Origin of the sequence: Shewanella sp. Isolate13, from assembly GCF_022398325.1 — a bacterium.
Lineage (GTDB): Bacteria > Pseudomonadota > Gammaproteobacteria > Enterobacterales > Shewanellaceae > Shewanella.
On the sequence record NZ_JAKEVD010000007.1, the window covers coordinates 43,804 to 69,883 of the forward strand.

At 47.0% G+C, this 26,080-nt stretch carries 24 protein-coding genes and 1 pseudogene; 11 read left to right on the top strand and 14 right to left on the bottom strand.

Going from position 1 to position 26,080, the window contains the following annotated elements; all coding sequences use genetic code 11:
• Nucleotides 1–5: 5 nt before the first annotated feature.
• Nucleotides 6–1,376, bottom strand: coding sequence for an ATP-binding protein (locus L1D44_RS06495; RefSeq protein WP_239889394.1), 1,371 nt, complete (start codon nucleotides 1,374–1,376; stop codon nucleotides 6–8).
• Nucleotides 1,377–2,060: a response regulator gene (locus L1D44_RS06500; RefSeq protein WP_239889395.1), complete on the bottom strand. Its 684-nt coding sequence runs from the start codon at nucleotides 2,058–2,060 to the stop codon at nucleotides 1,377–1,379. It abuts the gene before it with no gap.
• 218 nt (nucleotides 2,061–2,278) lie between these two features.
• On the opposite strand from L1D44_RS06500, the gene L1D44_RS06505 reads away from it, so the two are divergent.
• Together L1D44_RS06505 and L1D44_RS06510 are read left to right on the top strand one after the other, a co-directional pair.
• Nucleotides 2,279–2,767, top strand: a complete 489-nt coding sequence (locus L1D44_RS06505) for a Spy/CpxP family protein refolding chaperone (protein ID WP_239889396.1) — start codon at nucleotides 2,279–2,281, stop codon at nucleotides 2,765–2,767.
• 160 nt (nucleotides 2,768–2,927) lie between these two features.
• Nucleotides 2,928–3,797 carry a cation diffusion facilitator family transporter gene (locus tag L1D44_RS06510; protein WP_239889397.1) on the top strand — a complete coding sequence of 290 codons (870 nt, stop codon included), beginning with the start codon at nucleotides 2,928–2,930 and terminating at the stop codon, nucleotides 3,795–3,797.
• Between the two features lie 334 nt (nucleotides 3,798–4,131).
• Here the strand turns inward: L1D44_RS06510 and glnG are convergent, their stop codons facing one another.
• The 3 genes from glnG to L1D44_RS06525 all read right to left on the bottom strand — a co-directional run bounded on the left by glnG (nucleotide 4,132) and on the right by L1D44_RS06525 (nucleotide 7,303).
• Nucleotides 4,132–5,541: a nitrogen regulation protein NR(I) gene (glnG, locus tag L1D44_RS06515; protein ID WP_239889398.1), complete on the bottom strand. Its 1,410-nt coding sequence runs from the start codon at nucleotides 5,539–5,541 to the stop codon at nucleotides 4,132–4,134.
• A gap of 17 nt (nucleotides 5,542–5,558) precedes the next feature.
• A complete protein-coding gene (gene glnL, locus L1D44_RS06520; RefSeq protein WP_239889399.1) occupies nucleotides 5,559–6,599 on the bottom strand; it encodes a nitrogen regulation protein NR(II) in 1,041 nt (346 codons plus the stop codon).
• A gap of 149 nt (nucleotides 6,600–6,748) precedes the next feature.
• On the bottom strand, nucleotides 6,749–7,303 hold the full coding sequence (locus tag L1D44_RS06525) for a DUF4124 domain-containing protein (protein ID WP_220768544.1): 555 nt from the start codon (nucleotides 7,301–7,303) through the stop codon (nucleotides 6,749–6,751).
• A 195-nt stretch (nucleotides 7,304–7,498) separates the two neighbouring features.
• Here L1D44_RS06525 and L1D44_RS21750 point away from each other — a divergent pair, with 195 nt between their 5' ends.
• Entirely contained in the window at nucleotides 7,499–8,080 is a 582-nt protein-coding gene (locus L1D44_RS21750; RefSeq protein ID WP_275660416.1) for a prepilin-type N-terminal cleavage/methylation domain-containing protein, read from the top strand.
• Between the two features lie 32 nt (nucleotides 8,081–8,112).
• Nucleotides 8,113–8,790 (top strand): MliC family protein, encoded by a 678-nt coding sequence (locus L1D44_RS06535; RefSeq protein ID WP_239889400.1) that lies wholly within the window; start codon nucleotides 8,113–8,115, stop codon nucleotides 8,788–8,790.
• Between the two features lie 114 nt (nucleotides 8,791–8,904).
• Here the strand turns inward: L1D44_RS06535 and L1D44_RS06540 are convergent, their stop codons facing one another.
• The 4 genes from L1D44_RS06540 to L1D44_RS06555 form a co-directional block, all read right to left on the bottom strand.
• On the bottom strand, nucleotides 8,905–9,582 hold the full coding sequence (locus L1D44_RS06540) for a type 1 glutamine amidotransferase domain-containing protein (RefSeq protein WP_239889401.1): 678 nt from the start codon (nucleotides 9,580–9,582) through the stop codon (nucleotides 8,905–8,907).
• A gap of 92 nt (nucleotides 9,583–9,674) precedes the next feature.
• Nucleotides 9,675–10,832, bottom strand: coding sequence for an iron-containing alcohol dehydrogenase (locus tag L1D44_RS06545; protein WP_239889402.1), 1,158 nt, complete (start codon nucleotides 10,830–10,832; stop codon nucleotides 9,675–9,677).
• Between the two features lie 150 nt (nucleotides 10,833–10,982).
• On the bottom strand, nucleotides 10,983–11,585 hold the full coding sequence (locus tag L1D44_RS06550) for a TetR/AcrR family transcriptional regulator (protein ID WP_239889403.1): 603 nt from the start codon (nucleotides 11,583–11,585) through the stop codon (nucleotides 10,983–10,985).
• Nucleotides 11,586–11,661: 76 nt separating this feature from the next.
• Nucleotides 11,662–12,114 (bottom strand): Lrp/AsnC family transcriptional regulator, encoded by a 453-nt coding sequence (locus L1D44_RS06555; RefSeq protein ID WP_220768549.1) that lies wholly within the window; start codon nucleotides 12,112–12,114, stop codon nucleotides 11,662–11,664.
• Nucleotides 12,115–12,287: 173 nt separating this feature from the next.
• Here L1D44_RS06555 and L1D44_RS06560 point away from each other — a divergent pair, with 173 nt between their 5' ends.
• Nucleotides 12,288–13,463, top strand: coding sequence for a monodechloroaminopyrrolnitrin synthase PrnB family protein (locus L1D44_RS06560; RefSeq protein ID WP_239889404.1), 1,176 nt, complete (start codon nucleotides 12,288–12,290; stop codon nucleotides 13,461–13,463).
• 1 nt (nucleotide 13,464) lies between these two features.
• Nucleotides 13,465–14,583, top strand: coding sequence for an aminotransferase class V-fold PLP-dependent enzyme (locus L1D44_RS06565; RefSeq protein WP_239889405.1), 1,119 nt, complete (start codon nucleotides 13,465–13,467; stop codon nucleotides 14,581–14,583).
• 74 nt (nucleotides 14,584–14,657) lie between these two features.
• Here the strand turns inward: L1D44_RS06565 and L1D44_RS06570 are convergent, their stop codons facing one another.
• Nucleotides 14,658–14,963 (bottom strand): hypothetical protein, encoded by a 306-nt coding sequence (locus tag L1D44_RS06570; protein WP_239889406.1) that lies wholly within the window; start codon nucleotides 14,961–14,963, stop codon nucleotides 14,658–14,660.
• 244 nt (nucleotides 14,964–15,207) lie between these two features.
• Between L1D44_RS06570 and L1D44_RS06575 the strand changes: the two genes are divergently transcribed.
• Nucleotides 15,208–16,221 carry an oxidoreductase gene (locus L1D44_RS06575; protein ID WP_239889407.1) on the top strand — a complete coding sequence of 338 codons (1,014 nt, stop codon included), beginning with the start codon at nucleotides 15,208–15,210 and terminating at the stop codon, nucleotides 16,219–16,221.
• A 105-nt stretch (nucleotides 16,222–16,326) separates the two neighbouring features.
• On the opposite strand, the gene glnA is transcribed toward L1D44_RS06575, so the two are convergent.
• Nucleotides 16,327–17,736, bottom strand: a complete 1,410-nt coding sequence (glnA, locus tag L1D44_RS06580) for a glutamate--ammonia ligase (protein WP_239889408.1) — start codon at nucleotides 17,734–17,736, stop codon at nucleotides 16,327–16,329.
• A 686-nt stretch (nucleotides 17,737–18,422) separates the two neighbouring features.
• Between glnA and typA the strand changes: the two genes are divergently transcribed.
• Both typA and pdxY read left to right on the top strand, forming a co-directional pair.
• Nucleotides 18,423–20,234, top strand: a complete 1,812-nt coding sequence (typA, locus tag L1D44_RS06585) for a translational GTPase TypA (RefSeq protein ID WP_239889409.1) — start codon at nucleotides 18,423–18,425, stop codon at nucleotides 20,232–20,234.
• Nucleotides 20,235–20,522: 288 nt separating this feature from the next.
• A complete protein-coding gene (pdxY, locus tag L1D44_RS06590) occupies nucleotides 20,523–21,386 on the top strand; it encodes a pyridoxal kinase PdxY (RefSeq protein ID WP_239889410.1) in 864 nt (287 codons plus the stop codon).
• Between the two features lie 313 nt (nucleotides 21,387–21,699).
• Here pdxY and L1D44_RS06595 read toward each other — a convergent pair whose 3' ends face one another.
• The 3 genes from L1D44_RS06595 to L1D44_RS06605 all read right to left on the bottom strand — a co-directional run bounded on the left by L1D44_RS06595 (nucleotide 21,700) and on the right by L1D44_RS06605 (nucleotide 23,994).
• Nucleotides 21,700–22,914, bottom strand: a complete 1,215-nt coding sequence (locus L1D44_RS06595) for a 4Fe-4S binding protein (RefSeq protein WP_239889411.1) — start codon at nucleotides 22,912–22,914, stop codon at nucleotides 21,700–21,702.
• 183 nt (nucleotides 22,915–23,097) lie between these two features.
• Nucleotides 23,098–23,745: a DUF2959 domain-containing protein gene (locus L1D44_RS06600; RefSeq protein ID WP_239889412.1), complete on the bottom strand. Its 648-nt coding sequence runs from the start codon at nucleotides 23,743–23,745 to the stop codon at nucleotides 23,098–23,100.
• Between the two features lie 27 nt (nucleotides 23,746–23,772).
• Entirely contained in the window at nucleotides 23,773–23,994 is a 222-nt protein-coding gene (locus tag L1D44_RS06605) for a hypothetical protein (protein ID WP_220768561.1), read from the bottom strand.
• A gap of 112 nt (nucleotides 23,995–24,106) precedes the next feature.
• On the opposite strand from L1D44_RS06605, the pseudogene L1D44_RS06610 reads away from it, so the two are divergent.
• Nucleotides 24,107–24,943 (top strand): annotated as a pseudogene (locus tag L1D44_RS06610) (virulence factor BrkB family protein); the annotation flags it as partial.
• 191 nt (nucleotides 24,944–25,134) lie between these two features.
• A complete protein-coding gene (locus L1D44_RS06615) occupies nucleotides 25,135–26,067 on the top strand; it encodes an alpha/beta fold hydrolase (RefSeq protein WP_239889414.1) in 933 nt (310 codons plus the stop codon).
• Nucleotides 26,068–26,080: the final 13 nt, after the last annotated feature.

Sequence of the window (26,080 nt, forward strand, 5' to 3'; positions counted from 1 at the left end):
GAATATTAGTGTAGCGGCAGGCTGATACTGATCTTTAAGCCATTAGGCTGCTGGTTTTCAGCTGTTATCTTGCCTTGATGGGCTTGAATTGCCGCTTTGGCAATTGCTAGGCCTAACCCCCAGCCACCGGATTCCCTTTCACGGGCAGACTGTGGACGGTAAAAAGGTTTAAAGATCGCTTCTAAGTCGGCCTCATCACTGATCCCCGGGCCATCATCGATAATCTCTATCTGAACACTGCTGGTTGTGGCAATCGCTTGAATCGAGACGCGAGTATCGGCATAGCGAATCGCATTTCGCAGCAGGTTTTCCACCGCGCGGCATAGTGGTCTTGGGTACAGTGGCAGAATAATCGATTCATCGATATCGATATACAGTTGTTTCTGCTGTTGCTGGGCCTCGAAATCGGCGTCATCTAACACTTGGCTTAAGCTTTCCGATAACTCTAAGTTGCGTTTTGTCTCATTGGCGTTGAGCTTTACTCGTGAGAGTTCTAGCAGCTCGGCAATCATCTGCTCGAGTTGGTCGGCTTCATATTCGATGCGTTCGGTTTCTGGTGTCGCTAAGCCTTTCTTGCGGCTTAATGCCAAAGAGAGCTTTAGCCTTGTCAGTGGGGTACGCAGCTCATGGGAGATATCGCTGATCAATCTTTGCTGACTCTTAACCATATCCTCTACCGAGTCGGCCATGCCATTAAAGGCTTGAGCCAGCTGGCCAATTTCATCGTTGCGCTGGGCGGTCGCCATATCGACACGGCTACTTAAATCGCCATCGGCAAGGGCATCGGCGCTGCGTTTGAGTGAGCGCAGTGGCTTACCAAGATGCCAGGCGAATAAACCACATAGCAAGCCTGATAGCAGGATCGCGATGCTGAGAGTTAAGATCTTATTGTCGATAAAGAAGAAGAACCAGGGTCTTGGGTGGTGCTCGGGTAAGCGGCCGTATAAGCTGTAGGGGTTACCTTCTACTTTGAAGTTGTAAGGCCCAAATATCAGCTCATCTCTAAATTGATGCTTAATTGGATGGCCAGCTTCATCGGCCATCAACATAAAGCGTCTCAAGGAGCGTGATTGTTTATGGCTGTTGAGTACCTTGCCATACTCATCGACAAGATAGATCCGCGCTGGGCGGCCTTTAAACTCTTTAAAGCGGCTCCAATGCTTCAGTTTTTCAGAGCCTAATATTTGCGGGTTGCTGGCGATGCGCTCGGCGCTACGTTCAAGCATGCGCTTCAGTGGTATCGGAAGTTCAGATTGATCGTGGTTTTGCTGCAACAGAGGTAGCAGCCCGATGAGTGCGATGATCAGCGAGCTGCAGAGCCAAAAGCCCAGTAGTAGCTTAACGAATATATTATTGGGATTTTTTGTCAGCTGCATTTAGGGTAACCAGATGTAGCCTTTACCGCGTATCGTTTTTACTCTTGGGCGACCATCGTCACGTTCAGGCATCTTCTTACGTAGATTAGAAAGGTGCATATCTAAGCTACGGTCGAAAGGCATCAGTTTTTTGCCGAGTACTTTTTCGCTTAAGACCTCTTTGCTTGCTAGCTCGCCTGCATTTTTTACTAGCTCACACAGTAAGCTGAACTCGGTGCCAGTGAGGATGATGAGCTGATCTTGGCAATGGACCTCCTGACGAGCAGGATCCAATTGAATATCGCCGTACTGGTAAGTCGATTGTGGCGTCTCACTCGGCTGAATATGGGTACGACGGATGATGGCGCGAATACGAGCCACCAGTTCTCTGTCGTTAAATGGCTTAGGTAGGTAGTCATCGGCACCGATCTCTAAGCCGACCACGCGATCGATTTCGTCACCGCGGGCCGTTAGCATCAATACCGGCGTCTGTTTCTTGCTACGCAGGGCGCGCAGTACTTCAAAACCATTAAGTTTGGGCAGCATGACATCGAGTAAGATTAGGTCGAACTGCTGCGCTAAAGCGAGATCGAGCCCTGCCTGCCCATCGTGGGCGAGTGTTAGCTCGAAACCTTCAAGTTCCAGCAGTTGTGCAAGCAACTCTGATAGACCTAAGTCATCATCTACCAACAATATACGGCTCATATTTACCCTTTTATCTACTCTTACTCTGCTGAGTATACCCTGTTTGATGTCAATTGCGGTTTAGGAGTGTAATTCAACGTAAAGATCTAAGTGTGGCCGGATATTTAAACTGCTTTACAGAGCTTTACGCTATATAAACCCAACATTACGTTAAGCCGACTAAACTGGTAAGCGTCAAATCAAGCTTAGCGGGTCTAAGCACAATTATTGAGGCTACCATGATGAAAAAGAATACGTTAAAAGCAGGTTTGCTTGCCATAGTGGCCAGCACAGCATTACTAACTGCGGGTGTAAATGCAGGCAATTATCAAGATGGTTCACGTGATGGACATGGTAAAAATGGTCATCACCAGATGCATGGTGAGCGTGCTGGTCATAATGACTTGCGTAAGATGTTTCGCGGTTTAGACCTAACCGATGAGCAGAAGACGGAGATGAAAGCGCTATTCAGTGCTCATCGTGAGCAGATGCAACAAAACCGTCCTTCTAAAGAGGCACGCGCCGCACAAAAACAGCAGATGTTAGATTTCATCACCACTACTAACTTCAACGAAGAGGCGGTTAAGCAAGCACTGGCGGCTAAACAAGAGGCACGTCAACAGAAGGCTGTCAGTATTATTAAGCTACAAAATCAAGCGTATCAGTTGCTGACTCCTGAGCAGCAAGAAAAGTTTAAGCAGCGTTTTGCTAAGCATCACAAAAGATAATTAGCCTGTGCTTTGAAGACCTTTCGAACTCATTCGAGTTTAATAGACTTTTTCTATTAGGCCGATTGCTAGTAACTTGAGGGAAATCATCAGTTTTTCCCTCTCGTTTGTTATAGACTTAGAATCTGTGCTTCCCTTACTTTAACAGTAAACAGATTTTATGAATGAAACTTCCCAATACGATTTCTGGGTTAAGCTGGCCAGCCGCGCTGCAGTTGCGACAGCTTTAACCCTTATCACCATCAAGCTTGCGGCATGGATGTACTCTGGCTCAGCCAGTATGTTGGCATCTTTGACTGACTCCTTTGCAGATGCGCTGGCATCGATCGTTAACTTTATTGCCATTCGCTACGCTATCGTACCTGCCGATCAAGACCATAGATACGGGCATGGTAAGGCCGAGCCTCTCGCTGCGCTGGCGCAATCAGCCTTTATTCTTGGCTCCGCTTTCTTACTACTCTTGCATGGCGGAGAGCGTCTGATTAATCCTGTTGAGGTGCAGCACGCGACCTTAGGTGTGATTGTATCGATTATCGCAATTGTGCTGACTCTTGCGCTAGTCATACTGCAGAAAAAGGCTTTAGCGGCGACCTCAAGCACAGTGGTTGAAGCCGATGCGCTACATTACAAGTCGGATCTATTCCTAAACGCCGCGGTATTGCTGGCGTTAGTTCTGTCTCAGTACGGCTGGTGGTGGGCCGATGGCTTATTTGCGCTGTTAATTGCATTGTTTATTGGTCAGCAAGCGATTGGTTTAGCCTATCGCTCGGTGCAATCGCTGCTCGATAGAGAGTTAGATGATGAAACCCGAGCAAAGATCACCGAAATAGCTATGCTCGATCCACAAGTTAAGGGGATCCATGATTTGCGAACCCGTGAGTCTGGCAAGACGATGTTTATTCAGTTCCATCTAGAACTGGATGGCGATTTGAGCCTGCATCAAGCTCATAAAATAGCGGTGAAAACTTCAGAACGGGTGCGGGAGGAGTTTGTCGAGTCCGAGGTGATTATTCACCAAGACCCAGTGTAGCGATTGCCTTACAACAAAAAAGGATATCCATTGGATATCCTTTTTTTGTTGTATGTCGTTATGAGCAGTTATACCAATTAGTATAAGAAGTTGATCTACTCAGAGCGATTTTGGCAAACTAATTCAAGGCGAATAACTGAAAGAATGGTTACTCCCTTGTGAAGTTATTCAACGCTGAAGTAGGCAGCCAAAAACGCTCCAGAATGGCGAGTTTTAGCGGCTCTGATACTGCGTTAACAAGCTTGAACGTAGAATAACTATGCTCTTCACTCGTTGCCTTGTCTCAGTGCCGCTAAACTCTCGCTGAGCGACCAAATCTTTATACTAATTGGTATTAATCCATCTCTAGTTCTTTAAGTTTACGGGTCAAGGTGTTGCGACCCCAACCTAGGCGCTTGGCTGCTTCCTGTTTGTGGCCATTGGTATGCTTAAGTGCCGTTTCCAGTAAGATGCGCTCGAACGCGGGTTGCACTTCGGTGAGTAGATCACTGTCGCCATCGGTGAGCCTCTGGTCGATAAACAGCTTTAGTGCGCCTTGCCAGTCGTCGCTATCGCTAGTTTGAACAGGGCTGAATTTAGGTTCTTGTAGCAGCTCTGGCGGTAGATCTAGTGGCAAGATCTCTTGCCCTGATGCCATCACGGTTAACCAGCGACAGGTGTTTTCAAGCTGGCGCACATTACCCGGCCAAGGCAGTTGCGATAACTTAGTGGCAGTTTCCTTGGTCAGCACCTTAGGCTCAACACCTATCTCCTTGGCGGCGATCATCAAGAAATGACGCGCAAGCTGGGGGATATCTTCACGGCGCTGAGACAATGGGGGCAGGTGTACGCGAATGACGTTTAAGCGGTGGAACAGATCTTCACGAAAATCCCCTTGGTGTACCAATTGCTCAAGGTTTTGATGGGTAGCGGCGATAATGCGCACATCCACCTGCACCGGCGAATGGCCACCTACACGATAGAACTGACCATCGGCCAGCACACGCAGTAATCGTGTCTGAACGTCTAGAGGCATATCGCCAATTTCATCTAGGAACAGGGTGCCGCCATTGGCTTGCTCGAAGCGACCTTGGCGTACGCTGCCCGCCCCCGTAAACGCTCCTTTCTCATGGCCAAATAGTTCAGATTCAATCAGATCTTTTGGAATAGCGGCCATGTTGATGGCAATAAAGGGCTTACCCTTACGTGGGCTGTGTTTGTGCAGCGCGCTGGCGACCAGCTCTTTACCCGTACCCGATTGACCGTTAATCAATACGCTAATGGAGGAGCGAGAAAGGCGACCGATGGCTCTAAAGACTTCCTGCATCGCAGGGGCTTCACCAATGATCTCCGGTGTGGCGACTAGCGGCTCCTCTGCGGTGATGGTGGAGGACTGTTCATTGGCGTGGGTGAGTGCGCGCTCGACCAGTGAGATCGCCTCATCGATGTCGAAAGGCTTGGGCAGATACTCAAAGGCGCCCGCCTGATAGGCGCTCACCGCGCTGTCGAGATCGGAATGCGCAGTCATGATGATAACGGGTATATGCGGATAGTGATTCTGTAATCGTTCTAGCAGTGTTAAACCATCGGTACCCGGCATACGTATGTCTGAGACGATCACCTGTGGCTGCGCCATCTCTAATGCTTCCCACAACGACTCGGCCGCTGCGAAACTAGCACAGCTAAATTTGGCACTTTGAAGTGCCTTTTCTAATACCCAACGTATCGAGCTATCGTCGTCGAGGATCCAAACTTGTTCAGTCATTGAGTGTTTTCCTCTTATTAACTATTGATGGGTAAGGTAATGGTAAATTCGGTGTGACCAGGCGTTGAGTCACAATCGATACGGCCGCCATGTAAACGGGCAAAGTTATGGGCGATAGAAAGGCCCAAGCCTGAGCCTTGCTCGCGGCTGGTGACCATAGGGTAAAATAGCGTATCCATAAGCTCGGGTTGGATCCCAGGGCCATCGTCAATAATCGACAGCATGAGTACTAGCTTGTGGCGCTTGGTGCCTATGGTGACCTGATGCTGAGTTCGAGTCTTGAGTCGAATATGACCGCCGCTCGGCTCTAGAGCCTGTATCGCGTTTTGCACGATATTTAGTATGGCCTGCTGTAGCTGGTCAGGATCCATTTCGATATCTGGGATCGAGGGGTCGTAATCTTGAGTCAGTTCAATATTGTTAGGCAGGGTGACGTTGACTAACTTGACGACTTTTTGGATCACTTCATGGATGTTGTACAGGCTATGTTGTGTCGGTTTCTGCGGACCGAGTAAACGATCGACTAAGCCGCGCAGTCTATCTGCCTGTTCAATAATCAGATCGGTAAATTCATTAAGCTCCGGCTCTTTTAGTTCTCGAGACAATAACTGCGCCGCTCCCCGCAGTCCGCCGAGGGGGTTCTTAATTTCATGGGCAAGATTACGCACCAAGAATTGCGCCGCTTGCTGCTGGGCATCTTGGGTCAATTGCTGGTGAATACGTCGCTGTTGATCAACTTGGCGTAACTCAATCAGGGCAAGATTTTGCTCCTGCTCCAGTGGTGTCAGGGTGACATCGACCGTGTGCTGCTGGCCATCTATGGTCACCAGTGGCACAGTATTAATGCTGAGCCCTTGGCCTTCGCAGATAGCCTGCTTAAGCACCTGAGGCTCGACTCCTAGCAGTTGATAGTGTTCTGGTAGAGGCTGCTCGGTGAGTCGATTGCTGCCAACGCCGAGCAGTTGCTCGGTGGCGGTATTGACATAGAGTAACTCTAGCTCCTCATTGATAACGAGCACTGCCGTTACTAAATGATTGAGCAATAAACTGGTATCCATCGGCTACTCCGAATTATGCTGATGCACCCGCTTGGGCATCTGAGTTGATTGCACCACTATGGTGCACCAAAGTGGTGCAAGCTGCAACCAGACGTCATCGGAATGTAGACTAAATCAAAATATTCCTAAGTAAGTCTATTCAAAGACTTTTATTCATTACCTCTAGGCTGAGGTCTAAAATGTGCAGGCCCATTAACAGTCGTCCGATGAAGAAATACTTTTCTCGCAGGAGTCGATGCAAGTTGTTTGCCGTCTTTACTCAATACCTTCACTACAAAGTTATGCTCACCACGATCGATATTGTTGAGCTTAAAGATGCCGTGCTGTTGTGTATTGCCAATCTGTTGTCCATCCATAAACAGAGCCAGTTCATGGGCGGAAGAGAGCTGTGGCTCAACATTGGCGATAATGGTGAGGTTGCCCTCGTTGTCACGAATACTCTCCTCTTCACTAGGGGAGATAATTTGGACGGCATATTTGATCTTTTCGCTGTCCTTATCCGTATCGGGTCGACTGCTAGGTAGAGCGGTGACTTCGGGGAGTTTGATATTGTTTTGGGTGTTCTCTTTTAACTCGACGACTTCGGCGTTTTTGACCGGTTTGTCAGAGAAGTGAACCTTGCCGTTCTCGTCGACCCATTTATAAACAGTCCCATGAGCCAAGGTTGCAACTAATAACAGCAGTAGAGCTAAGCCAACACGCATCGTGACGTCCTTTGTTACGGGGTTGTAATCATTGAAAGATTAGCTTTTTTTCCATAAAAAATCATCGACTTTATTATGGCAAAGATAACACTCCATTACGGAGATAAAAATTTGCTATCTTTAGCGCTAGAGTAGAACTTAGTCTATTGATATAAAATATTAGCGAGTAAATAAAGCGTCATGAATAGGGGCAGCATGAGATTTATCAAAGGGAAAGGTGGCTTCACCTTAATCGAATTAGTGGTGGTGATCATCGTGTTGGGGATCTTGGCCGTTATCGCCGTGCCTAAATTTATTAACTTGAGAACCGATGCCGATACCGCCGTGCTAAAAGGGATGCAGGCTAGCCTTAAGTCGGCTCGAGATCTGCTGGCGGCACAGATAGCCTTAAGGCCTGAAAATCTTAACTCTGCTCAAAATCGTTTTACCTTAGAGAATGGCCAGAACGTCCGAGTCAGAGGTCATTATCCCGATGGCCGCTGGAATAACACTTTCTCGCGTTTGGTGGAGTTTGATGGGGTGACTTTTATCACCTCTAATCAGTGCACCGAGGCAAATTCTGACACAGCCTGGTGTGCGCGTAATCGTGGTTTAGCTTGGTTTACTCAACGTGGCTATACCACGGCAACGGCCGGGCGGGGTTTTATTATTTTTCCGCGAGGCAATAACCTTAATAATGATCGCTGTTATCTGTATTATTTTAACCCCAACGATAACAATGTGACCGAAATGGGTCAGTTGCCCACCGTTAAGCTAGATCTCACTGACTGCGGTTAACCCTCTAAATAGCAAAGCTTAAAGGATAACAGATGCAAAAATACATTATGGCAAGTTGCCTAGTTTTAGTGACGGCCTGTAGCACAGTGGAACAACAAACGGTGCTCGAACAAGCCGTCACTACTAAGCAATCCCAAGCCACCGAGACGGCTCAGGCACCAGCAAAAACACAGACGCAAGAGCCTATGTCACCTAGCTTTGATTGCACCAAGGCTCAGGGGCAAGTTGAGACGCTTATCTGTCATGATGGCGAACTGGCGCAGCTCGATAGACAGATGGCGCAGGTTTATAAGGCGGCTGTGGTAAATATCCCAGCAGCTGAGCAGCCTAAGGCGATGCAAAGAGGTTGGATAAAGGGGCGTAATGACTGCTGGAAGGCGCAGGATGTACGTGAGTGTACACTGCAAAATTACAAGGGGCGGATCATCGAGTTGCAGATCCAAGGTGGATTGCTAGAGGTGCCGCCTGCCGTTGTATTCGACTGTGGTCAACATCCACAGATAACCGCTGTTTTTTATACGCAATTAAACCCAGTTACGGCTGTATTTACCTTTTCGAGTGAGAAAATGGGTGAGCAGCAACTGTTAGCCACCAATGTTCGCAGTGGCAGTGGCGCAAAGTATCAAGGACGTAACTTCGAGTTTTGGGAGCATCAAGGTGAGGCGAGTGTGCGTTTTTTCGATGACAGCTATCGGTGTCAGCTGCGTTAGTGAGACATACCGAACCAATTAACACACCTAGCCCAAGAAAAGCAGCCAATAGGCTGCTTTTCTTGTGATGTAAGTAGATTTTGGTTCTCGGGAAAGTACTGAGTCTGTATTGGCTTAGCTAAGCTGTTTGATCATCTCGTCGGCGACCACTTCAGAAGACGCCGGGTTTTGTCCGGTGATAAGGTTATCATCAACTGCGAGGTAGCTGCTCCAGTCATCGCCTTTACCGTATAGCGCACCGTTTTCTTGCAGCATATCTTCAACCAAGAAAGGCACGATATCGGTAAGTTGCACCGCTGCTTCTTCACTGTTGGTGAAGCCGGTTACTTTTTTACCTGCCACTAAAGGTGTGCCGTCAGCAGCTTTTACATTTTTCAGCGCGCCAGGAGCGTGGCACACCAAGCCTACAGGCTTGTTAGCTTGGTAGAAGGCTTCAATCAATGCAATGGAGTGAGCATCATTGGTGAGATCCCATAAAGGCCCGTGTCCACCGGGATAGAAGATGGCATCGTAATCGGCTTGGTCTATTTCAGCTAAGACTTTGGTCGTTGCCAGTTGCTGCTTGGCTTGCTGATCTTGATTGAATCGCTCTGTTGCTGCCGTTTGAAAATCAGCCTGTTCACTGCTTGGATCTAATGGCGGCTGCCCACCTGCAGGCGAGGCTAAGGTGACATTAAAGCCACTATCTTTAAAACGATAAAAAGGACTGGCAAACTCTTCGAGCCAAAAGCCAGTTTTTAAGCCTGTGTCGCCAAGTTTGTCGTGTGAAGTGAGTACCATTAATACGTTCATATTGTTGTCCTTTTTATCTGTTGATTTGCCAACTAACAAGCGAGATAACACCGGTTAGCTAGCTGAGGTCTCTTATATCGTTTTATCTTGGTTTACAGGTTACGCTCTAAAATCTTGCGGCTCATGGCTAGATCTACATCTTGCTTTTCACCCAGTGCCGTCATGCCGTGGGCTTCAAGCAGGTTAATGATCTCATCGATACTGCTGCTATCTAAATTGTAATCCGATAAGCGAGTCTTGATCCCCATAGTCTCAAAAAATTCACGGGTCTTACCGATAGCAGCATCGATGATCTCATCCTGGCTACCTTGGTTAATTCCCCAGACTCGATCGGCATATTGCAGCAGTTTCTCTTGCTTGCCTTCACGGCGTACATCGAGCATGCCTGGCAAGATCATTGCGATAGTACGCGCATGGTCTATGCCAAACAGAGCTGTGATCTCATGGCCTATCATATGAGTTGCCCAGTCGTGTGGTACGCCTTTACCAATCACACCGCTCAATGCCATGGTTGCCACCCACATAAGGTTGGCGCGCACATCGAAGTCTTTGGGCTCAGTTAATGCTTTAGGACCAAGTTCAATGAGGGTTTGTAGTAAGCCTTCGGCAAATCTGTCTTGGACAGGTGCATTAACCGGGTAGTTTAGATATTGCTCTGTGATGTGAATAAAGGCATCGACAACCCCATTAGCCACTTGGCGCTCGGGCAGGGTAAAGGTTTTACTCGGGTCTAATACTGAGAACTTCGGGAAAACATGGTTGCTCATGAAAGACAATTTAGCTTGAAACTCTTTGCGGGTGACCACGCTGGCGCTGTTCATCTCTGAACCTGTGGCAGGTAAAGTCAGAACGGTACCAAAAGGCATAGCTTGAGTGACCTTAGCCCCCCAACTTAAAAGAATATCCCAAGGCTCGCCTTCAAATAGTACAGCAGCGGCAACAAACTTAGTGCCATCGATAACCGAGCCACCGCCAACGGCGAGGAGGAAGTCGATCTCTTGCTGTTTCACCACGTCTACGGCCTGCATCAAGGTTTCGTAAGTGGGATTGGCTTCGATGCCGCCAAATTCAACCACATTACGTTGCTTAAGCGCCGCTTTTACCTCGTCGAGTGTGCCTGTGCTTCTGGCGCTGTTGCCGCCAAACAGAATTAATACTTTGGCATTTTGGGGGACTAAGTTATCGAGTTCGGCAATCTTACCTTCACCAAAGCTGATATGTGTTGGGTTGTAATAATCGAAGCTATACATAATTAATCCTATTCAGCGACCCTAGTGGTCGAATGATGCTGCTTAACTTTTAGTAGACCAGTCGTCTAGCAAATTCGTAAAAAATTCCCGCCTTAAGCTTAGGCGGGGAGATAAATTTGTCGGTCATTTAAAGATGGTTAACTCAATGGTTTATTTCAAAGAGGAAACAGGGTTGGCCAACAAGGCTTTGGTCATCAGCAATACGCGTTCGATGACATTTGGATCACGAGATAATTTATTTCTTAAACTGGCACCTAACCACATCTGGTATAGGGCTTCTGCGGTATGCGCTGCATTCAGACTCGGGATTGAACCATCTTCTATCCCAGATTCAATACAATCAGCAAGGCGAGCAATAACTGCTGATGAGCCTTTGTCTAAGGCTAGACGCATTGACTCGGAAAGATCGGCAACCTCGGCACTGAGCTTGACCACTAGGCATTTTTGGTCAACACAGGCATCACTTTGAGTTTGTTGCCAGCGCAGCCAATAACTCATGAGTCTCTCAAGGCCTGAGCTATTTTCTACGGCAAACAGCGTATCAATACTGTGTAAATAGTTTTTAAAATAGTCGGTAATGATCTCTTCACCAAACTGCTCCTTAGATTTGAAGTAGTGGTAAAAAGAGCCCTTAGGCACATCGGCAAATTTAAGGATTTGCGCTAGACCAACATTTGAAAAGCCTTTACTCGAAATCAGACTGTAGCCTGAATCGATAATATGCTGCCGTGTTTGTTGAGGAGTCGTTTTCATGTAAACCAGCTTAACACAATTAGACCGGTCGTCTAGTGATTTGTTGTTGGAATTTTTTTGAGCATTTTAAATGTCGTTATAACGGCAAAGTACTGCGTGAGAAGTTTTGCTTTAACACCACGGTGGATTCGATACCTGCGATACAGTTTAGGCTGCCTAGGGACTTTTTGACGAAACTTTCGTAGCTGAGCAGGTCGCTGGCGACGATTTTGAGTAGGTAATCATGGGCACCGGTTACCACGGAGCATTCCATAACTTGTTCCAAGTTTTCCATGCTCTCTTCAAACAGTATTGCGTGCTGATCTGAGTTTTCTTTTAATCGCACAAAAGCATACACCACCACATTAAGACCCACCTCTTTAGGATCAATTTGTGCGGCATAGCCACTGATCACCCCGGTTTGCTCGAGTTTTCTAACACGGCGAAGGCAAGGCGTATCAGACATGTTCAGTCTGGCTGCGAGCTCTGAGATCGCAATACGACCGTGACGCTGTAATATGGCGAGTATATTGCGATCTTTGTTATCCATCTTGGCAACCTTTCGTTTCTTATGGTGAATATCAATATTAACTAGACTTTTTATAGGGGATTTCGATCTTAATTGGAAGTAATTTGGCTTAGTTTAATGATTTACACCGTACGTATGCTGCTAGGCTAATTTAGTTCACTCATGGTTAGAGCCCAGAAAAATAAGGATAGGCAATGACGCAAAATACTCAGGCGTTCGATCACTGGATCCGTACTCGATTTGTAGCACTGAATAATGAGCTAGAGCATCTTTATCGTTTACAGGCAGATCGCGCGAATGTGGAAGGTGTCGGTGACGATTTAAAAGCCCAGTTAGAGTCTGAAGGCCGAGAGCTTATCGTGAGCTTGCTGGCGGAGGGAAATACCGACGAAGGCTTTGATCATGCATTTGATCTGCTGGGTAACGTGGGTTTGTATATGGCCGCCTGTCGCCGCCATGAGATCACCGAACCCTCACGGGAGAGAGTATCGCCGCTGACTGAGGCATCGGCCTTAGCCATGCATATCGGTGCCTCTATTGGTGTAACGCCAAGATTTGCTACTGCGCATCTCACGACTCATAACCGTGCACAGGGAGGCTTGTATAAACGCTTTACCGATCTAGATGCCGAGAAGCTGTTTGTCGATTACAACACCAAAGGCATTTTGGCCTATAAACGTGCCGCCGATGCGCTGTTAAAGATCCAGCCTTTAGGCATAGATCATCCCATCGCCTATGATCTGCTCCAAGTTGCTAAACAGGCACTCAGAGATGTGATTGACTCGAATCGGGTACTGTTTCAAGAGCTTGATGCCGATGACTTTTTCTATTGTGTGCGCCCTTACTACAAGCCTTACCGTGTGGGGAGTCAGGTTTATCGTGGCGCCAATGCTGGCGATTTTGCTGGGATTAATGTGATCGATATGCTGCTTGGACTTTGTAATGCCAACGAGCCGGGATATTCGCAGATGTTGGTGGACAAATTCCTCTATATGATGCCAGAAGACCAGGCTATCTTACGTGATTGTATGCGCCGAAATAGCTTTATGGATGAGTTGCTTAACATGATGCATTTGCGTCATGAGCCCTGGTATCAAAACAATGTAAAGCTGTTTCTTGAGGTGTGCGCATTACACGGAGAAACGGCCATTCAACACCATAATGAATTGGTGACTAAGTACATTGCCGAGCCTTCGAAAACCATGGAGCTGCAACATATGTCTAAGGTGACCGCAAGTGGTCCTCCTTTACCCGTTTTACTCAATTCATTAGAGAAGCTGCGTGATCGGCGTGCCGCAGTGCAGCGCAGTGACATTAAAACTCGGTTTGACGATGTACGAGCGCTAACAGCGAGTTTGGAGGCTAAGTAATATGCAATCATTTAAAGAGGATTTTAGCTTAGCGGCGGGAAGCTACCTGCTTAACCATTCTGTTGGTCGACCGCTGAAAGATGCTGAGCAAGCATTTAGCCAGCAATTTTTTGCCCCTTGGAAAGCTTCGGGAGTTGAGCCGTGGCAAGAGTGGCTAACGGTGATCGACCAATTTACCATGAGTCTAGCAAAGCTGTTTAATGGCTCGGCTGAAGAGTTCTGCCCTCAGGTTAACCTTTCTAGTGCACTAACCAAATTAGTGATGTCGTTACCGCAGCTCGCGCATGATAAGGCGGTTGTGCTGATGAGTGAGCTTGACTTTCCAAGCATGGGCTTTGCCCTGCAAAAAGCACTTCCGCTTTCCTGTGAGTTACGTTTTATTCCAAAAGAACTGGATATCACAGAAGCGAACGTCTGGCAGTCGTATATTAACGCGGATATTGATTTAGTGTTTGTTAGCCACGTTTATTCTAATATTGGGCAGCAAGCTCCGTTAGCTGACATAGTGGACATTGCCAAGTCTAAGAATGTGCTGACACTTATCGATGTGGCTCAATCGGCCGGTATCGTGCCGCTCGATCTTGCCGCTTTGCAACCTGACTTTATGATTGGCTCTAGCGTTAAGTGGTTATGCGGTGGTCCGGGAGCAGCCTATTTGTGGGTGAGCTCGCAGCATATTGAGGGCTGTCAGCCCAAAGACGTGGGCTGGTTTAGCCATGAAAATCCCTTCGAGTTCGATATTCATAATTTTCGTTATCATCCGACTGCACTAAAGTTTTGGGGCGGAACACCATCGATAGCCCCCTATGCAATTGCTGCGCACAGCATAGGCTACTTTGCGGAATTGGGCTCCCATAAGCTTCGCGAACATAACCAATGGTTAATCGATGTGATTGCTGAGCAATTTGAGACAGAGCTTGTATCGCCTCGGCTTGAGGCTAAGCGCAGCGGTACCCTCATTTTAGATTTTGGTGGGAAACAGCAGCAGGTGCTAGCGGCATTGCTGAGGGCCGATGTGAGTGTGGATTTGCGTAGTGAAGGGATCCGAGTATCACCGCATATTTATAATGACATGGCCGATGTTGAGCGCCTTCTGTCTGTAATAAAGGGATGCCGATAGTGAAAGGCTAATCGTGATAACGAGCTGTAGAATGGTGAAAAAACAGGCCTAAGGCCTGTCATATCACTTTAAGCTTAAGGCTTTACCGCCCTTAAATGCACTTTGCGGTGATTGAATTCTTGGTTGAGATGATTTAATTCACCCACTGATAGCTTAGTCAGTAATGCGGCACCCTTGTCGTCAGTGACAAATTTCTGTGCGGTGCGATTAACAAAATCAACCACATAAACGCTATCGCTTTGCTGTGCTTTTGCCGCCGACAATGCAGCTTGGCTTGAGCAATCATTACATTCCGTAATAGGACTCATAGCGGCAAGACTTGCCGTTGAAAGTAGTAGTCCTGCACTCAACAGTGCTACTCGAGTTGCTGTTTTTCTCATAGTAGGTTCCTTATTACTCAGATGGTGATCTGTGTCACACTTTTAATTTAGTTCATAGTTTAGGCAGTGTCCAGAACTTTTTGTTGCTAACTTGTTGTTTAAATGTGTTTTATTTAGCGTGCACTAATTAATCTATCGATGTTGTATCGCGAGTGTGTGAGTTCATTCTGTCTAGTTTCTAAGCTTGCCTATCGGTGTCGATTGGCCGATAGTGATAGTCATGGGGTATTTTTCAAGGGATTTTATGAAGACATTCATGCTGTTACTCAGCCTGTGTTGTTTTAGCACATCTGCCATGGATTGGAGTATTCAGAAGCTGGCACCCAGTACTGCTTTTAGAGGTAGTGCGATACTCGATGGCGTGGCTTGGGTAACGGGGAGCGATAATAGTGTCTATATTTCCAAAGACGGTGGTAACAACTGGTTAGATATATCGGTTAAAGGCTTCCCTTTGACTGACTTACGCGATATTGAAGTGTTCGATACCAACACGGCGATAGTGATGGGCGCTGGTCAAGGTGGTTTATCTAAACTCTATATCACCGAAAACCAAGGTTTAAGTTGGCAGTTACTGTTTGATAATCCCGATGAGTTAGGTTTTTTCAACTCTATCGCTTTTTGGGATCGCAATAATGGACTGTTACTCGGCGACCCTGTTGGTGGTGGTTACGTGATTTTACGTACGGCGGATGGTGGTAAAACTTGGCAGCGGATTGCTAAAGATGCTCTGCCTAACCTGCTCGATAAAGAGGTCGCCTTTGCCGCTAGCGGCAACACCTTAATTGTTGATAAGCGCGGTAGGGCTTGGTTTACCTCTGGTGGCTATAGCAGCTCAGTCTATAGTAGCGCCGATTGGGGCCAACATTGGCGTAGACGCCCTGTGGCGCTTTATGATGATACCCAAACAGCTGGAGGGTATGCCCTAGCATTTAATGCGTTAGGTGATCTATTTGTGCTGGGTGGTGATTATCAGCAGCGGGATAAGCATGATGCTAACTTGGTCTATAGAAGAGGCTATGTTTGGCATAAAGCCCCAGGTACTACCCCAGGGCTACGCACCGCAATGGCGTGTTATGAGGAAACTTGTATTACATCGGGTAAATTGTCGACAGATATCTCATATGATCATGGTTATAGTTGGCAGCCGCTGCTAATTAATGGCGAAACTCAGGGATTTTTCACCCTAGCGATTGACGGCAATACTCTGGTGGCTGGGGGGCATGGTGGTCGAGTCGCTGTGTACACCTTTAGCGACTAGTTGTTTTCTCAAGAAGAAATGAACGCAATAAAAAAGCCCCAAACATCGCTGTTTAGGGCTCTAATGCTAACCCATTATTCGGGTTAGCGAGTCAACTCAGAAGGATTACAAGCTGTAGTAAAGCTCGAATTCTACTGGGTGAGTTGTTTGGTTGATACGTTCAACGTCTGCAGACTTTAGTTTGATGTAAGAATCGATAAAGTCATTACAGAATACATCACCACGAGTCAGGAACTCACGGTCAGCATCTAGGCACTCAAGTGCATTTTCTAGTGAAGTTGCAACTGTTGGGATTTCAGCGGCTTCTTCAGCTGGAAGATCGTATAGATCTTTATCCATTGCTTCACCTGGGTGGATCTTGTTTTGGATACCGTCAAGACCTGCCATCAACATTGCAGAGAATGCTAAGTATGGGTTAGCCACTGGGTCACCGAAGCGTAGCTCGATACGACGTGCCTTTGCACTCGGTACCACTGGGATACGGATAGAAGCAGAGCGGTTAGCTGCAGAATATGCAAGCATTACTGGCGCTTCGAAGTGTGGAACTAAACGCTTGTATGAGTTTGTAGATGGGTTAGAGAATGCGTTGACTGCGCGAGCATGCTTAATCACACCACCGATGAAGAACAGGGCCGATTCGCTTAATCCGCCGTACTTATCACCAGCAAATAGGTTAGTACCATCTTTAGCTAGTGACATGTGTACGTGCATACCGCTACCGTTGTCACCAACGATTGGCTTAGGCATAAATGTCGCTGTCTTACCGTATGCGTGAGCAACGTTATGAACAACATACTTAAGTACCTGAACTTCGTCGGCCTTCAATGTTAGGGTGTTAAAGCGAGTTGCGATTTCGTTCTGACCCGCAGTTGCCACTTCGTGGTGATGCGCTTCAACAACTTGGCCCATCTCTTCAAGGACTAAACACATTGCACTACGAATATCTTGTGAAGAGTCAACTGGTGCTACTGGGAAGTAACCACCTTTAACGCCTGGACGGTGACCTGTGTTGCCATCATCGTAGTGAGTACCTGAGTTCCAAGAAGCTTCTTCAGCATCAACCTTGTAGAAACAACCTGACATGTCCGCGCCGTATTTCACATCGTCAAATAGGAAGAACTCTGGCTCTGGACCGACTAATACTGTGTCAGCAATACCGGTAGAGCGTAGGTAGTTTTCAGCTTTCTTTGCGATTGAGCGTGGGTCACGGTTGTAACCTGTCATTGTGCCAGGGTTTAGGATGTCACAGCGGATGTTCGCTGTTGTTTCAGCGGTGAAAGGGTCAAGTACGAAACTTGCTGGATCAGGCATCAATACCATGTCTGATTCGTTAATCCCTTTCCAACCAGAGATTGAAGAGCCGTCAAACATTTTACCGTCTTCAAAGAAGTCAGCATCAACTTGGTGAGTTGGAATTGTAACGTGCTGCTCTTTACCGCGAGTATCGGTAAAGCGCAAATCAACGAACTTAACTTCTAATTCTACTAGTTGTTTTAAAACTGATTCTGCTGACATTCTAGAGTCTCCGAGTAGGGTAAAGGATAATCCCTTGGTTTTATCTTTAATATTTAACGCTGAACGCGATTCTGGTATTCATATAGCGAGACTCGTGCCAATAATTTAACTTATTGAAAATAATAGATTAGTTATTTGCCTTCCAGGCTAAAGTTATCATGGTTGCACTGTTTTGGTGCGCTCGATGGATCTATGTGGTGCACGCGCTATTGTTGTGCAGTACCATTCTGACTCTAGCGGATTTATGTTCGTCCCACTTACAACTGCTACACATTAACTAAGCTGGTTGGTTTTTTATAGGAGCTAACTCAAGGAATTAGTATCCCATCTTCGATAAGTGTTATTCAGATTTAAGACAGTGAGATTTTTGAGTGATTAAAGAGGAAAAAGCAGCGTAATTTAGCGAGGAGAGGCTCAAATATCCAATAAAAGACATTGTTTATTATTTAATCTGACGTCAATGGCATCACATCGCAAAACTATAAAAAAGTGTATAAAAAGCGGACGTTAAGACGAAAAAAATCAATGCGAAAGAGTTATTTTTAACGATTGGTTAAAAATAATCCTGTGAGATAGCGCCGAGCTAGAGTAGAATGTCACGCTTTTTATTGCAACTACTATACTAAACTGGCTTTAGTGAGTTGCAAATCCCCCCTATTTATATACCGATGGTAAGAGGTTTAGCCGTGTTAGAGAATTTACGTAACATCGCCATTATTGCACACGTTGACCATGGTAAGACTACCTTGGTTGATAAGATGCTGGCGCAGTCAGGAACCCTTGAGTCTCGAGGAGAAGCCACTGAGCGGGTGATGGATTCAAATGATCTTGAAAAGGAACGTGGTATCACGATTCTGGCCAAGAACACTGCCATCAAGTGGAACGATTACCGTATCAACATCGTTGATACTCCTGGTCACGCCGATTTCGGTGGTGAGGTAGAGCGTGTTCTATCTATGGTTGACTCAGTATTACTACTAGTTGACGCAGTAGATGGCCCAATGCCACAGACTCGCTTCGTGACTAAGAAAGCTTTCGCTCAAGGCCTAAAGCCAATCGTTGTGATTAACAAGATTGACCGTCCAGGCGCGCGTCCAGATTGGGTTATCGATCAAGTATTCGATCTATTCGACAACCTAGGCGCTACCGATGAGCAGCTAGACTTCCCAATCGTTTATGCTTCTGCACTAAACGGTTTTGCTTCATTAGATCCAGACGAAGTTAGCGCAGACATGACGCCGCTATTCGAAACGATCATTGAAAAAGTTTCTTCACCAGATGCTGATGCTGAAGGTGATTTCCAGATGCAGATTTCGCAGCTGGACTACAACTCATACGTAGGTGTTATCGGTGTTGGTCGTATCAAGCGTGGTAGCGTTAAGACTAACCAGCAAGTAACTATCATCGATGCTGAAGGTAACAAGCGTAACGGTAAAGTAGGCCAAGTATTAGGTTACATGGGTCTAGAGCGTCACGAAGTGTCTGAAGCTAACGCTGGCGACATCGTAGCGATTACTGGTCTTGGTCAGCTTAAGATTTCTGACACTATCTGTGCCACGACAACTGTTGAAGCATTACCTCCATTGTCTGTTGATGAACCAACACTAACAATGACTTTCCAGGTAAACACTTCTCCGTTCGCGGGTAAAGAAGGTAAGTACGTAACTTCACGTAACATCCTTGAGCGTCTAGAGCAGGAACTCGTTCATAACGTGGCACTTCGCGTTGAAGAGACTGACAGCCCAGATCGTTTCCGCGTATCAGGCCGTGGTGAACTTCACCTATCTATCTTGATTGAAAACATGCGTCGTGAAGGTTACGAGCTAGCCGTTTCTCGTCCAGAAGTTATCATGAAAGAGATCGATGGCGAGATGTGTGAGCCGTTCGAAACACTAACTGTTGACGTTCAAGAAGAACATCAAGGTGCAGTGATCGAGAAGCTTGGTACTCGTAAGGGTGACATGAAGGACATGCAGTTAGACGGTAAGGGTCGTGTACGTATCGACTTCGTTATCCCTAGCCGTGGTCTAATCGGTTTCCAAACTGAATTCATGACAGCCACTTCTGGTACAGGTCTTATCTACCATTCATTCGACCATTACGGTCCAGTGAAGGGTGGCGATATCGGTCAACGTGCACGTGGTGTATTGATCTCTAACGCTACTGGTAAAGCACTAACGTTCGCACTATTCGGTCTGCAAGAGCGTGGTCGTCTATTCATTGGTCACGCTGCAGAAGTATACGAAGGTCAGGTAGTTGGTCTTCACGCACGTGCTAACGATCTAACAGTTAACTGTTTGAAAGGTAAGCAGCTAACTAACATGCGTGCATCTGGTACTGACGAAGCTCAGGTACTAACTCCGCATATCGAAATGACACTTGAGCAAGCTCTTGAGTTCATCGATGATGACGAATTAGTAGAAGTAACACCACTGAACATCCGTGTTCGTAAGCGTTACTTGACTGAAAACGAGCGTAAGCGTCATAACCGTAAGTAATGACCGCGTTTAGCTTCAACCTGTAACCAGGTTAAGAATTTAAAAAGCCCTGGACATGAAAGTGTTCAGGGCTTTTTTAATGAGTTAATTGACCTCATATAGGCTACCAAGGCTGACTATTGCTTAGCTGTTCTGCAAATATCAGTGTAATAGCTCACAGGCTGATTAAGTTTGGCAATACTAATTTAGACGAATAGGTATAATTCGGAAAAATACCTCAAATAGTTGTAATCATATAGCTATTGAGTGCCCTCTATTAAATCGCTAACAGAATTAAAGGTTGTAACCATGAAGCGGATCTTATCCATTCAATCCCATGTGGTCTTCGGCTGCGCAGGAAACAGTAGCGCCGTATTCCCAATGCGTCGTCTAGGTATGGAGGTGTGGCCAATCAATACGGTTCAGTTCTCCAACCATACTCAGTATGTGCAAGGATGGACGGGAACGATTATGCCTGCAGGGCAGATCACCGAGTTGGTACAAGGGTTAGACAATATCGGTAAACTGCAAAGCTGTGACGCTATTCTCAGTGGCTACCTAGGTAGTGCCGAGCAGGGTGGTGAAATTGTCGCGGCAGTGAAAAAGATGAAAGCCCTCAATCCTCAGGCGATCTACTTCTGTGACCCTGTGATGGGCCACCCAGAGAAAGGCTGCATCGTTGCGCCGGGCGTGCAGGAGTTTCTAAAGACTCAGGCCTTGGCCGAAGCCGATATTATCGCGCCTAATCTATTGGAGCTGGAAACGCTGACCGATAGAGAGCTGCATAATCTGGATGAAGTGATAAATGCGTGTGAGTGCCTGTTAGAGAAAGGGCTTGAGGTTGTGGTAGTGAAACACCTTGCTAAGGCTGCCACGAGCCAAGAACAGTTTGAGATGTTGTTGGTGACCAAGACCGGCAGTTACTTAATCTCTCGCCCTCTATATGAGTTTGATAAGCAACCTGTGGGCGTAGGTGATTTGATCAGTGGCTTGATGCTAGCGAACCTGCAAGCAGGCTTTAACTCAGTAGAAGCTTTTGAGCGCACTAATGCTTCGGTTGATGCCGTACTACTAGAGACCTTTAATCAAGGCGCTTATGAGCTGCAATTAATTGGCGCGCAGGATGCCATTGCATCACCAACAATCAAGACGCACGCCAAACGAGTAAACTAACTCAAGCTTATTCGTATCCAAATCAATAGGCGGAATTTAATGAGCCTGCTCCTTTCATGGAGCAGGCTCTTTTCTTAGCTTTAAAAGAAGTTCCTAGCTCCTAGGACGCTTCGCTGCGAGGACGGGCTAAAGCCCTACTAGTAAAAGTAAAAGCAAACACCAGCAGCTTTGCCCTTTCTTAGCTTTTCCATCTCTTCCGTAAGCGCAGCGTGCCGTAAGTGACCTAGTCACGTTCGTAAGGCCGAAGGCCGTTCGACTATTACCATCCTGGCCTTTCCCTGCTTTCCTAGAACCTAGAACCTAGAACCTTCCGTTAATGGCCAATCCTATCCAGATGTTGAATTAAGTACATCCGTGCCTCGACAGGCGTTTCGCTGTGCCAGAAGCCGCCTAGGTAAGCGAGCAGTGGTAGCAGGAACATGATGATTAGCAGCATGATACTGAGTCCGCGTGCAGAGAGTTTCCAACCGTTACGAGCACTAAAATGCAGCGCCTCCTTCTTAGGGCAGGCGGACACGCAGCGCATACAGGCTTGGCACTCGTCTGAACGGATGTTGATTTGGTTATGTACCTGGATATTAGCCGGGCAGGCGCGGCTGCACTTATCGCAGCTCATCCCTTTTGATTCGATTAAACAATGTTGAGTACTGCGGCGGATCTTAAATGGACTTAAGAAGCTTACTAGTCCAAGCAACGCACCATAAGGGCAGATATAGCGGCAGAAACCTTGGCGGCGCCATGCGGCAAGCCCAAGAATGAAGCCGAAACAGATTAAGGTCACAAGCCCCGGAGTGATAAAGAACAGTGCCATCTTAAGATCGGCAATCTTGTGGTAATTACTGTTTAAGTAGCCGGGAATGCTCTGACTCGGCATGCCAACAATGATGTACAGCAAGGCCAGTAACAGCAGGTATTTGACCATACGTAGTGGCCAGTCTATCCAAGCGGGTGGCAATAGCTCCTGCTTGATGAAGCGCTTTCTGAGTTTATACAGGTATTCACCAGCCAAGCCTAACGGGCAGGCCCAGCCGCAGAAGGCGCGTTTACATAGTAAACCTGTCAGTAACACCACAGTTAACATGACCGCAGCTGCAGGGTGGTTTTGATCCCAGATCCCCAAGCTGAGAATCGCCTTGATCTCGATGCCGCCAGCAATGGGCAAAAAGGCATCGCCAACATCGGGGCTCATCAGCCAAGGTGTGATGCCAGCTTTAAGTAACGCGGCATTAACCGCAAATTGCACACCAACCAATAGCATCGACAGTGCCAAAAGATGTTGTACCCCGTCTCGTAGGTTATTGGCCCTCAGAGCGCCTTGAGCGACTTCAGGCTGAAACTTAGTCACTAGGCCGATAATGATAACGGCAAGGCCTAGAGCTGCGATAAGAGGCCAATATAGGCTAGAAATGATGGCAGCGGTTATTAGGAGGCCGGTAGTTAGTGCGCCCCATTTCTTACCACTCCAATACAGTAGGCTGGTGCTATAGGTCAGCGCTAAGGCAAGAGTTAAAGATTCGATAAAGCTCATAGATAGCGTCAGTTAAAATAGGATTGATACTATTGTGAAACTTTGTTTGAGAATTAGTTCTTGTTGAACGCTTAGCTTGTGCGGGAGATCGAAAAATGAGGATTATAGCGTTGAAAACGATGTGTTAGCTCACAAGTTAGGTTCCTAAGTTATGCTGCTTAGGAACCTCACTTTAGGGGGTGTTTATTTACCTTCTAATGAGGCAATAAACTTGTTCGATTCATCGATCGATTTGTTCATCTCTTTAATTAACCCTGAGATATCGGTCTGCAGGCTAGCAAATTCCCCTTTAATCGCGCCAATGGCTTGGGCGTTAAGGTTATGCTTTAGGTACAGCATATTGTCTTTCATCGCGGTGAGAACTGGTTCCATCTTGCTCTCGGCGCGGCGCATGCTTTTTACTAGTTGGTTATATGAACGGCGAGTCTCTTTGAGCTTAGACTCACTGTTACGGCGTAGGCTGGCCTTGCTGATCTCACCAATCTCTGTTTGCCATTCGTCAAATAGTGCCTCGGCCACATCTTCAACTTTGTCGATACGATTGGTGACATCATCGGCTGCATCTTGTGCCGATTCGTATTCGTCTTTGGCCTTGTTATAGGCACTTTCTAAGTCGCCACCATCATGGTTAAGGAGTGCTTGCATCTCTTCTAGCGCCGAGCTGAATTGCTCTTGGGCATCCTCTTGAGATTCTCTAGCGTCTTCGACCCGATCGACCATAATGTCGCGCTTGTGATAACCCACTTTTTCCATCGCGCCATAATAGGCACTCTGGCAGCCACCCAGTAGTAAACTAGTGCTAATAACAGCGGTGGTAATTAGTTTTTTCATTTTCTTTTATCCCTGAAAATTTAAAGGCTACTCTGAGCGAAACTTAGCTGCATCGATAATACTCCATAGGTGGGCAATACCGCCTATGATAGCCGGAACAATAAGCCACCACAGGGCATAACCGACAACGGCAATAACGCAGAAAAGTAGAGCCGCTAAAATACGCCCTTGAACAAGCTGTCCAAGGCCTGGGAAGAAAAAGCTCGCGATGGCGGCAATAACATTGCCCGCTGATCCTTGTTGAGACATCAATTCAATCCTTATGCTTGTAAAGAGAAGGTTATAAGCTTTATTGTACCAAGATAATGATTATTATCGTCTAATAGATTAAGACTAACTTTAACAGAATCAAGAGTAACAAGTGAAAAATAAGATTGTGATAAAACAGGTTCGTTCTTTCTTACTGAGTATTTGGGCATTTTTCTTACACCTACTCAGTCGCTTTCAAGAAGACCAAGTCAATATTAAGGCTGGACACTTAGCCTATGTCACCCTGTTGTCACTGGTGCCAATTGTGGCGGTGATGTTTTCCATGTTGTCGGCGTTCCCGGTTTTTTCCGGCATTCGTGAAAAGTTAGAGGCGTTTGTTTATGACAATTTTCTGCCTGCCGCCGGTGATACGGTGCAGATCTATATTAATGAGTTTGTTGCCAATGCCTCTAAGGGGACTAGCGTAGGTATCGCTGCCTTAGTGGTGGTGGCACTGCTGCTGATCTCGGCTATCGATAAGGCACTAAACAGTATCTGGCGCACCAAAGAGAAGCGCCAGGCGGCGGTCTCTTTTTCTATGTATTGGATGGTGCTGACCTTAGGACCAGTGTTGGTGGGGGCTAGTTTAGTCGCAACCTCTTACATAGTGTCGTTAAAGGTGTTCAATACCGAAGAGCTTTCCGGGGTGGTTCCCATATTGATTGAGCGCCTGCCTATGTTCTTTTCGGTGGCGGCCTTTCTACTGCTATATATGGTTGTGCCCGTTAAGAAGGTTAAGTTTCTGCATGCGTTACTCGGTGCATTGGTCGCAGCCATGTTGTTTGAGCTGGGCAAGAAGGGCTTCGCATACTATGTGACTCAGTTCCCGAGTTACGAGGCCATCTACGGTGCCCTGGCGATAATACCCATTTTATTTGTGTGGGTTTATGTTTCTTGGGTGATAGTACTCGTTGGTGCAGAGATCACCGCAGGACTGCCTGAGTATCTACACGAATGCCAGCTGATCCGAGAAAGAGTATCGGCTGAGGCTGAGGCCGAAGAGTTGGAGCTTGAGTCAAAACAGAGTGCTAGCCAATTCGAAGAAACGAATGAGCAAGCTAGCGAGAAAACGAGCACGCAAACGAGTGAGCCTAGCCTTGATAAGCAGGGCAAGTCTGTCGATAGGGATAAGCAGGACTAATGCCTATCGCGCAGCCCAAAGCCTTCCATCGAACCTGGATCGATGTTGGCGGTGGTCATCAACTGCACGTGGCACTGTATGGTAATCCCAAGGGGATCCCCTTGCTATATCTGCACGGTGGCCCAGGTGCGGGTTGTAGCGTCGAAGAGCTGAAGCTTTTCGACCTGTCTATCTATCAGGTGATTTTTGTCGATCAGCGTGGTGCGGGGCGTTCACGCCCTCGGGGGGAGCTTAAGCATAATAACCTCTCCAATTTACTGGCCGATATCGAGCGAGTTCGCTGCTGGCTTAATGTTCCTCAATGGATGCTGGCGGGGGGCTCATTTGGTGCCACCTTAGCCTTGTTATATTCCGCCTACTACCCAAACCGGGTGATCTCACAGGTATTATGGGGGCTGTTTGTTCCCAGCCCCGCGGGTATCGAGTGGCTCTACGGTAATCGCGGCGCGGCTCGCTTGTTCAAAGAGGAATATCGAGCCTTTGCTTATGGTGTACAGCCACAAGAGTTAACGGCTTTACTCACTAGTTATCGTTCCAGATTGGAAGATGAGTGCCAAGACGTTCGCTATTCTGCGACAGAGCGCTGGATTAGCTGGGAGATGGCCTTGGCCTATCCTGGCTGTATGTTAGGTGAGATTAATTCGCCCTTCAGTCAGTCTCTAGCAAGCATTGAGCTTTATTATGTTGCTAATGATTACTTTGGTGCATTTGAAAAACTCATCGTTCAATTGCCTTTGATCCAATGTCAAACGCGTGTACTGCAAGGTGAGATGGACTGGGTCTGCCCATTTAAAGTACTGCAAAACTTCTTTAAAGGTAGGGCGAGCCAGTTGATCGAGGTGACAGAGATTAAAGGTGGGTATCATGCTTTGGCCGATGTTAAGATGGCCAGAGCGGTAATGGATGCCATACGGGAAATGGCCAAACAATAAACAAGGAAACATA

What these genes read in the sequence shown, in the direction of transcription:
- L1D44_RS06495 (WP_239889394.1), bottom strand. Translation starts at nt 1,376, where the DNA reads ATGCAGCTGACAAAAAATCCCAATAATATATTCGTTAAGCTACTACTG.
- L1D44_RS06500 (WP_239889395.1), bottom strand. Translation starts at nt 2,060, where the DNA reads ATGAGCCGTATATTGTTGGTAGATGATGACTTAGGTCTATCAGAGTTG.
- L1D44_RS06505 (WP_239889396.1), top strand. Translation starts at nt 2,279, where the DNA reads ATGATGAAAAAGAATACGTTAAAAGCAGGTTTGCTTGCCATAGTGGCC.
- L1D44_RS06510 (WP_239889397.1), top strand. Translation starts at nt 2,928, where the DNA reads ATGAATGAAACTTCCCAATACGATTTCTGGGTTAAGCTGGCCAGCCGC.
- glnG (WP_239889398.1), bottom strand. Translation starts at nt 5,541, where the DNA reads ATGACTGAACAAGTTTGGATCCTCGACGACGATAGCTCGATACGTTGG.
- glnL (WP_239889399.1), bottom strand. Translation starts at nt 6,599, where the DNA reads ATGGATACCAGTTTATTGCTCAATCATTTAGTAACGGCAGTGCTCGTT.
- L1D44_RS06525 (WP_220768544.1), bottom strand. Translation starts at nt 7,303, where the DNA reads ATGCGTGTTGGCTTAGCTCTACTGCTGTTATTAGTTGCAACCTTGGCT.
- L1D44_RS21750 (WP_275660416.1), top strand. Translation starts at nt 7,499, where the DNA reads ATGAGATTTATCAAAGGGAAAGGTGGCTTCACCTTAATCGAATTAGTG.
- L1D44_RS06535 (WP_239889400.1), top strand. Translation starts at nt 8,113, where the DNA reads ATGCAAAAATACATTATGGCAAGTTGCCTAGTTTTAGTGACGGCCTGT.
- L1D44_RS06540 (WP_239889401.1), bottom strand. Translation starts at nt 9,582, where the DNA reads ATGAACGTATTAATGGTACTCACTTCACACGACAAACTTGGCGACACA.
- L1D44_RS06545 (WP_239889402.1), bottom strand. Translation starts at nt 10,832, where the DNA reads ATGTATAGCTTCGATTATTACAACCCAACACATATCAGCTTTGGTGAA.
- L1D44_RS06550 (WP_239889403.1), bottom strand. Translation starts at nt 11,585, where the DNA reads ATGAAAACGACTCCTCAACAAACACGGCAGCATATTATCGATTCAGGC.
- L1D44_RS06555 (WP_220768549.1), bottom strand. Translation starts at nt 12,114, where the DNA reads ATGGATAACAAAGATCGCAATATACTCGCCATATTACAGCGTCACGGT.
- L1D44_RS06560 (WP_239889404.1), top strand. Translation starts at nt 12,288, where the DNA reads ATGACGCAAAATACTCAGGCGTTCGATCACTGGATCCGTACTCGATTT.
- L1D44_RS06565 (WP_239889405.1), top strand. Translation starts at nt 13,465, where the DNA reads ATGCAATCATTTAAAGAGGATTTTAGCTTAGCGGCGGGAAGCTACCTG.
- L1D44_RS06570 (WP_239889406.1), bottom strand. Translation starts at nt 14,963, where the DNA reads ATGAGAAAAACAGCAACTCGAGTAGCACTGTTGAGTGCAGGACTACTA.
- L1D44_RS06575 (WP_239889407.1), top strand. Translation starts at nt 15,208, where the DNA reads ATGAAGACATTCATGCTGTTACTCAGCCTGTGTTGTTTTAGCACATCT.
- glnA (WP_239889408.1), bottom strand. Translation starts at nt 17,736, where the DNA reads ATGTCAGCAGAATCAGTTTTAAAACAACTAGTAGAATTAGAAGTTAAG.
- pdxY (WP_239889410.1), top strand. Translation starts at nt 20,523, where the DNA reads ATGAAGCGGATCTTATCCATTCAATCCCATGTGGTCTTCGGCTGCGCA.
- L1D44_RS06595 (WP_239889411.1), bottom strand. Translation starts at nt 22,914, where the DNA reads ATGAGCTTTATCGAATCTTTAACTCTTGCCTTAGCGCTGACCTATAGC.
- L1D44_RS06600 (WP_239889412.1), bottom strand. Translation starts at nt 23,745, where the DNA reads ATGAAAAAACTAATTACCACCGCTGTTATTAGCACTAGTTTACTACTG.
- L1D44_RS06605 (WP_220768561.1), bottom strand. Translation starts at nt 23,994, where the DNA reads ATGTCTCAACAAGGATCAGCGGGCAATGTTATTGCCGCCATCGCGAGC.
- L1D44_RS06615 (WP_239889414.1), top strand. Translation starts at nt 25,135, where the DNA reads ATGCCTATCGCGCAGCCCAAAGCCTTCCATCGAACCTGGATCGATGTT.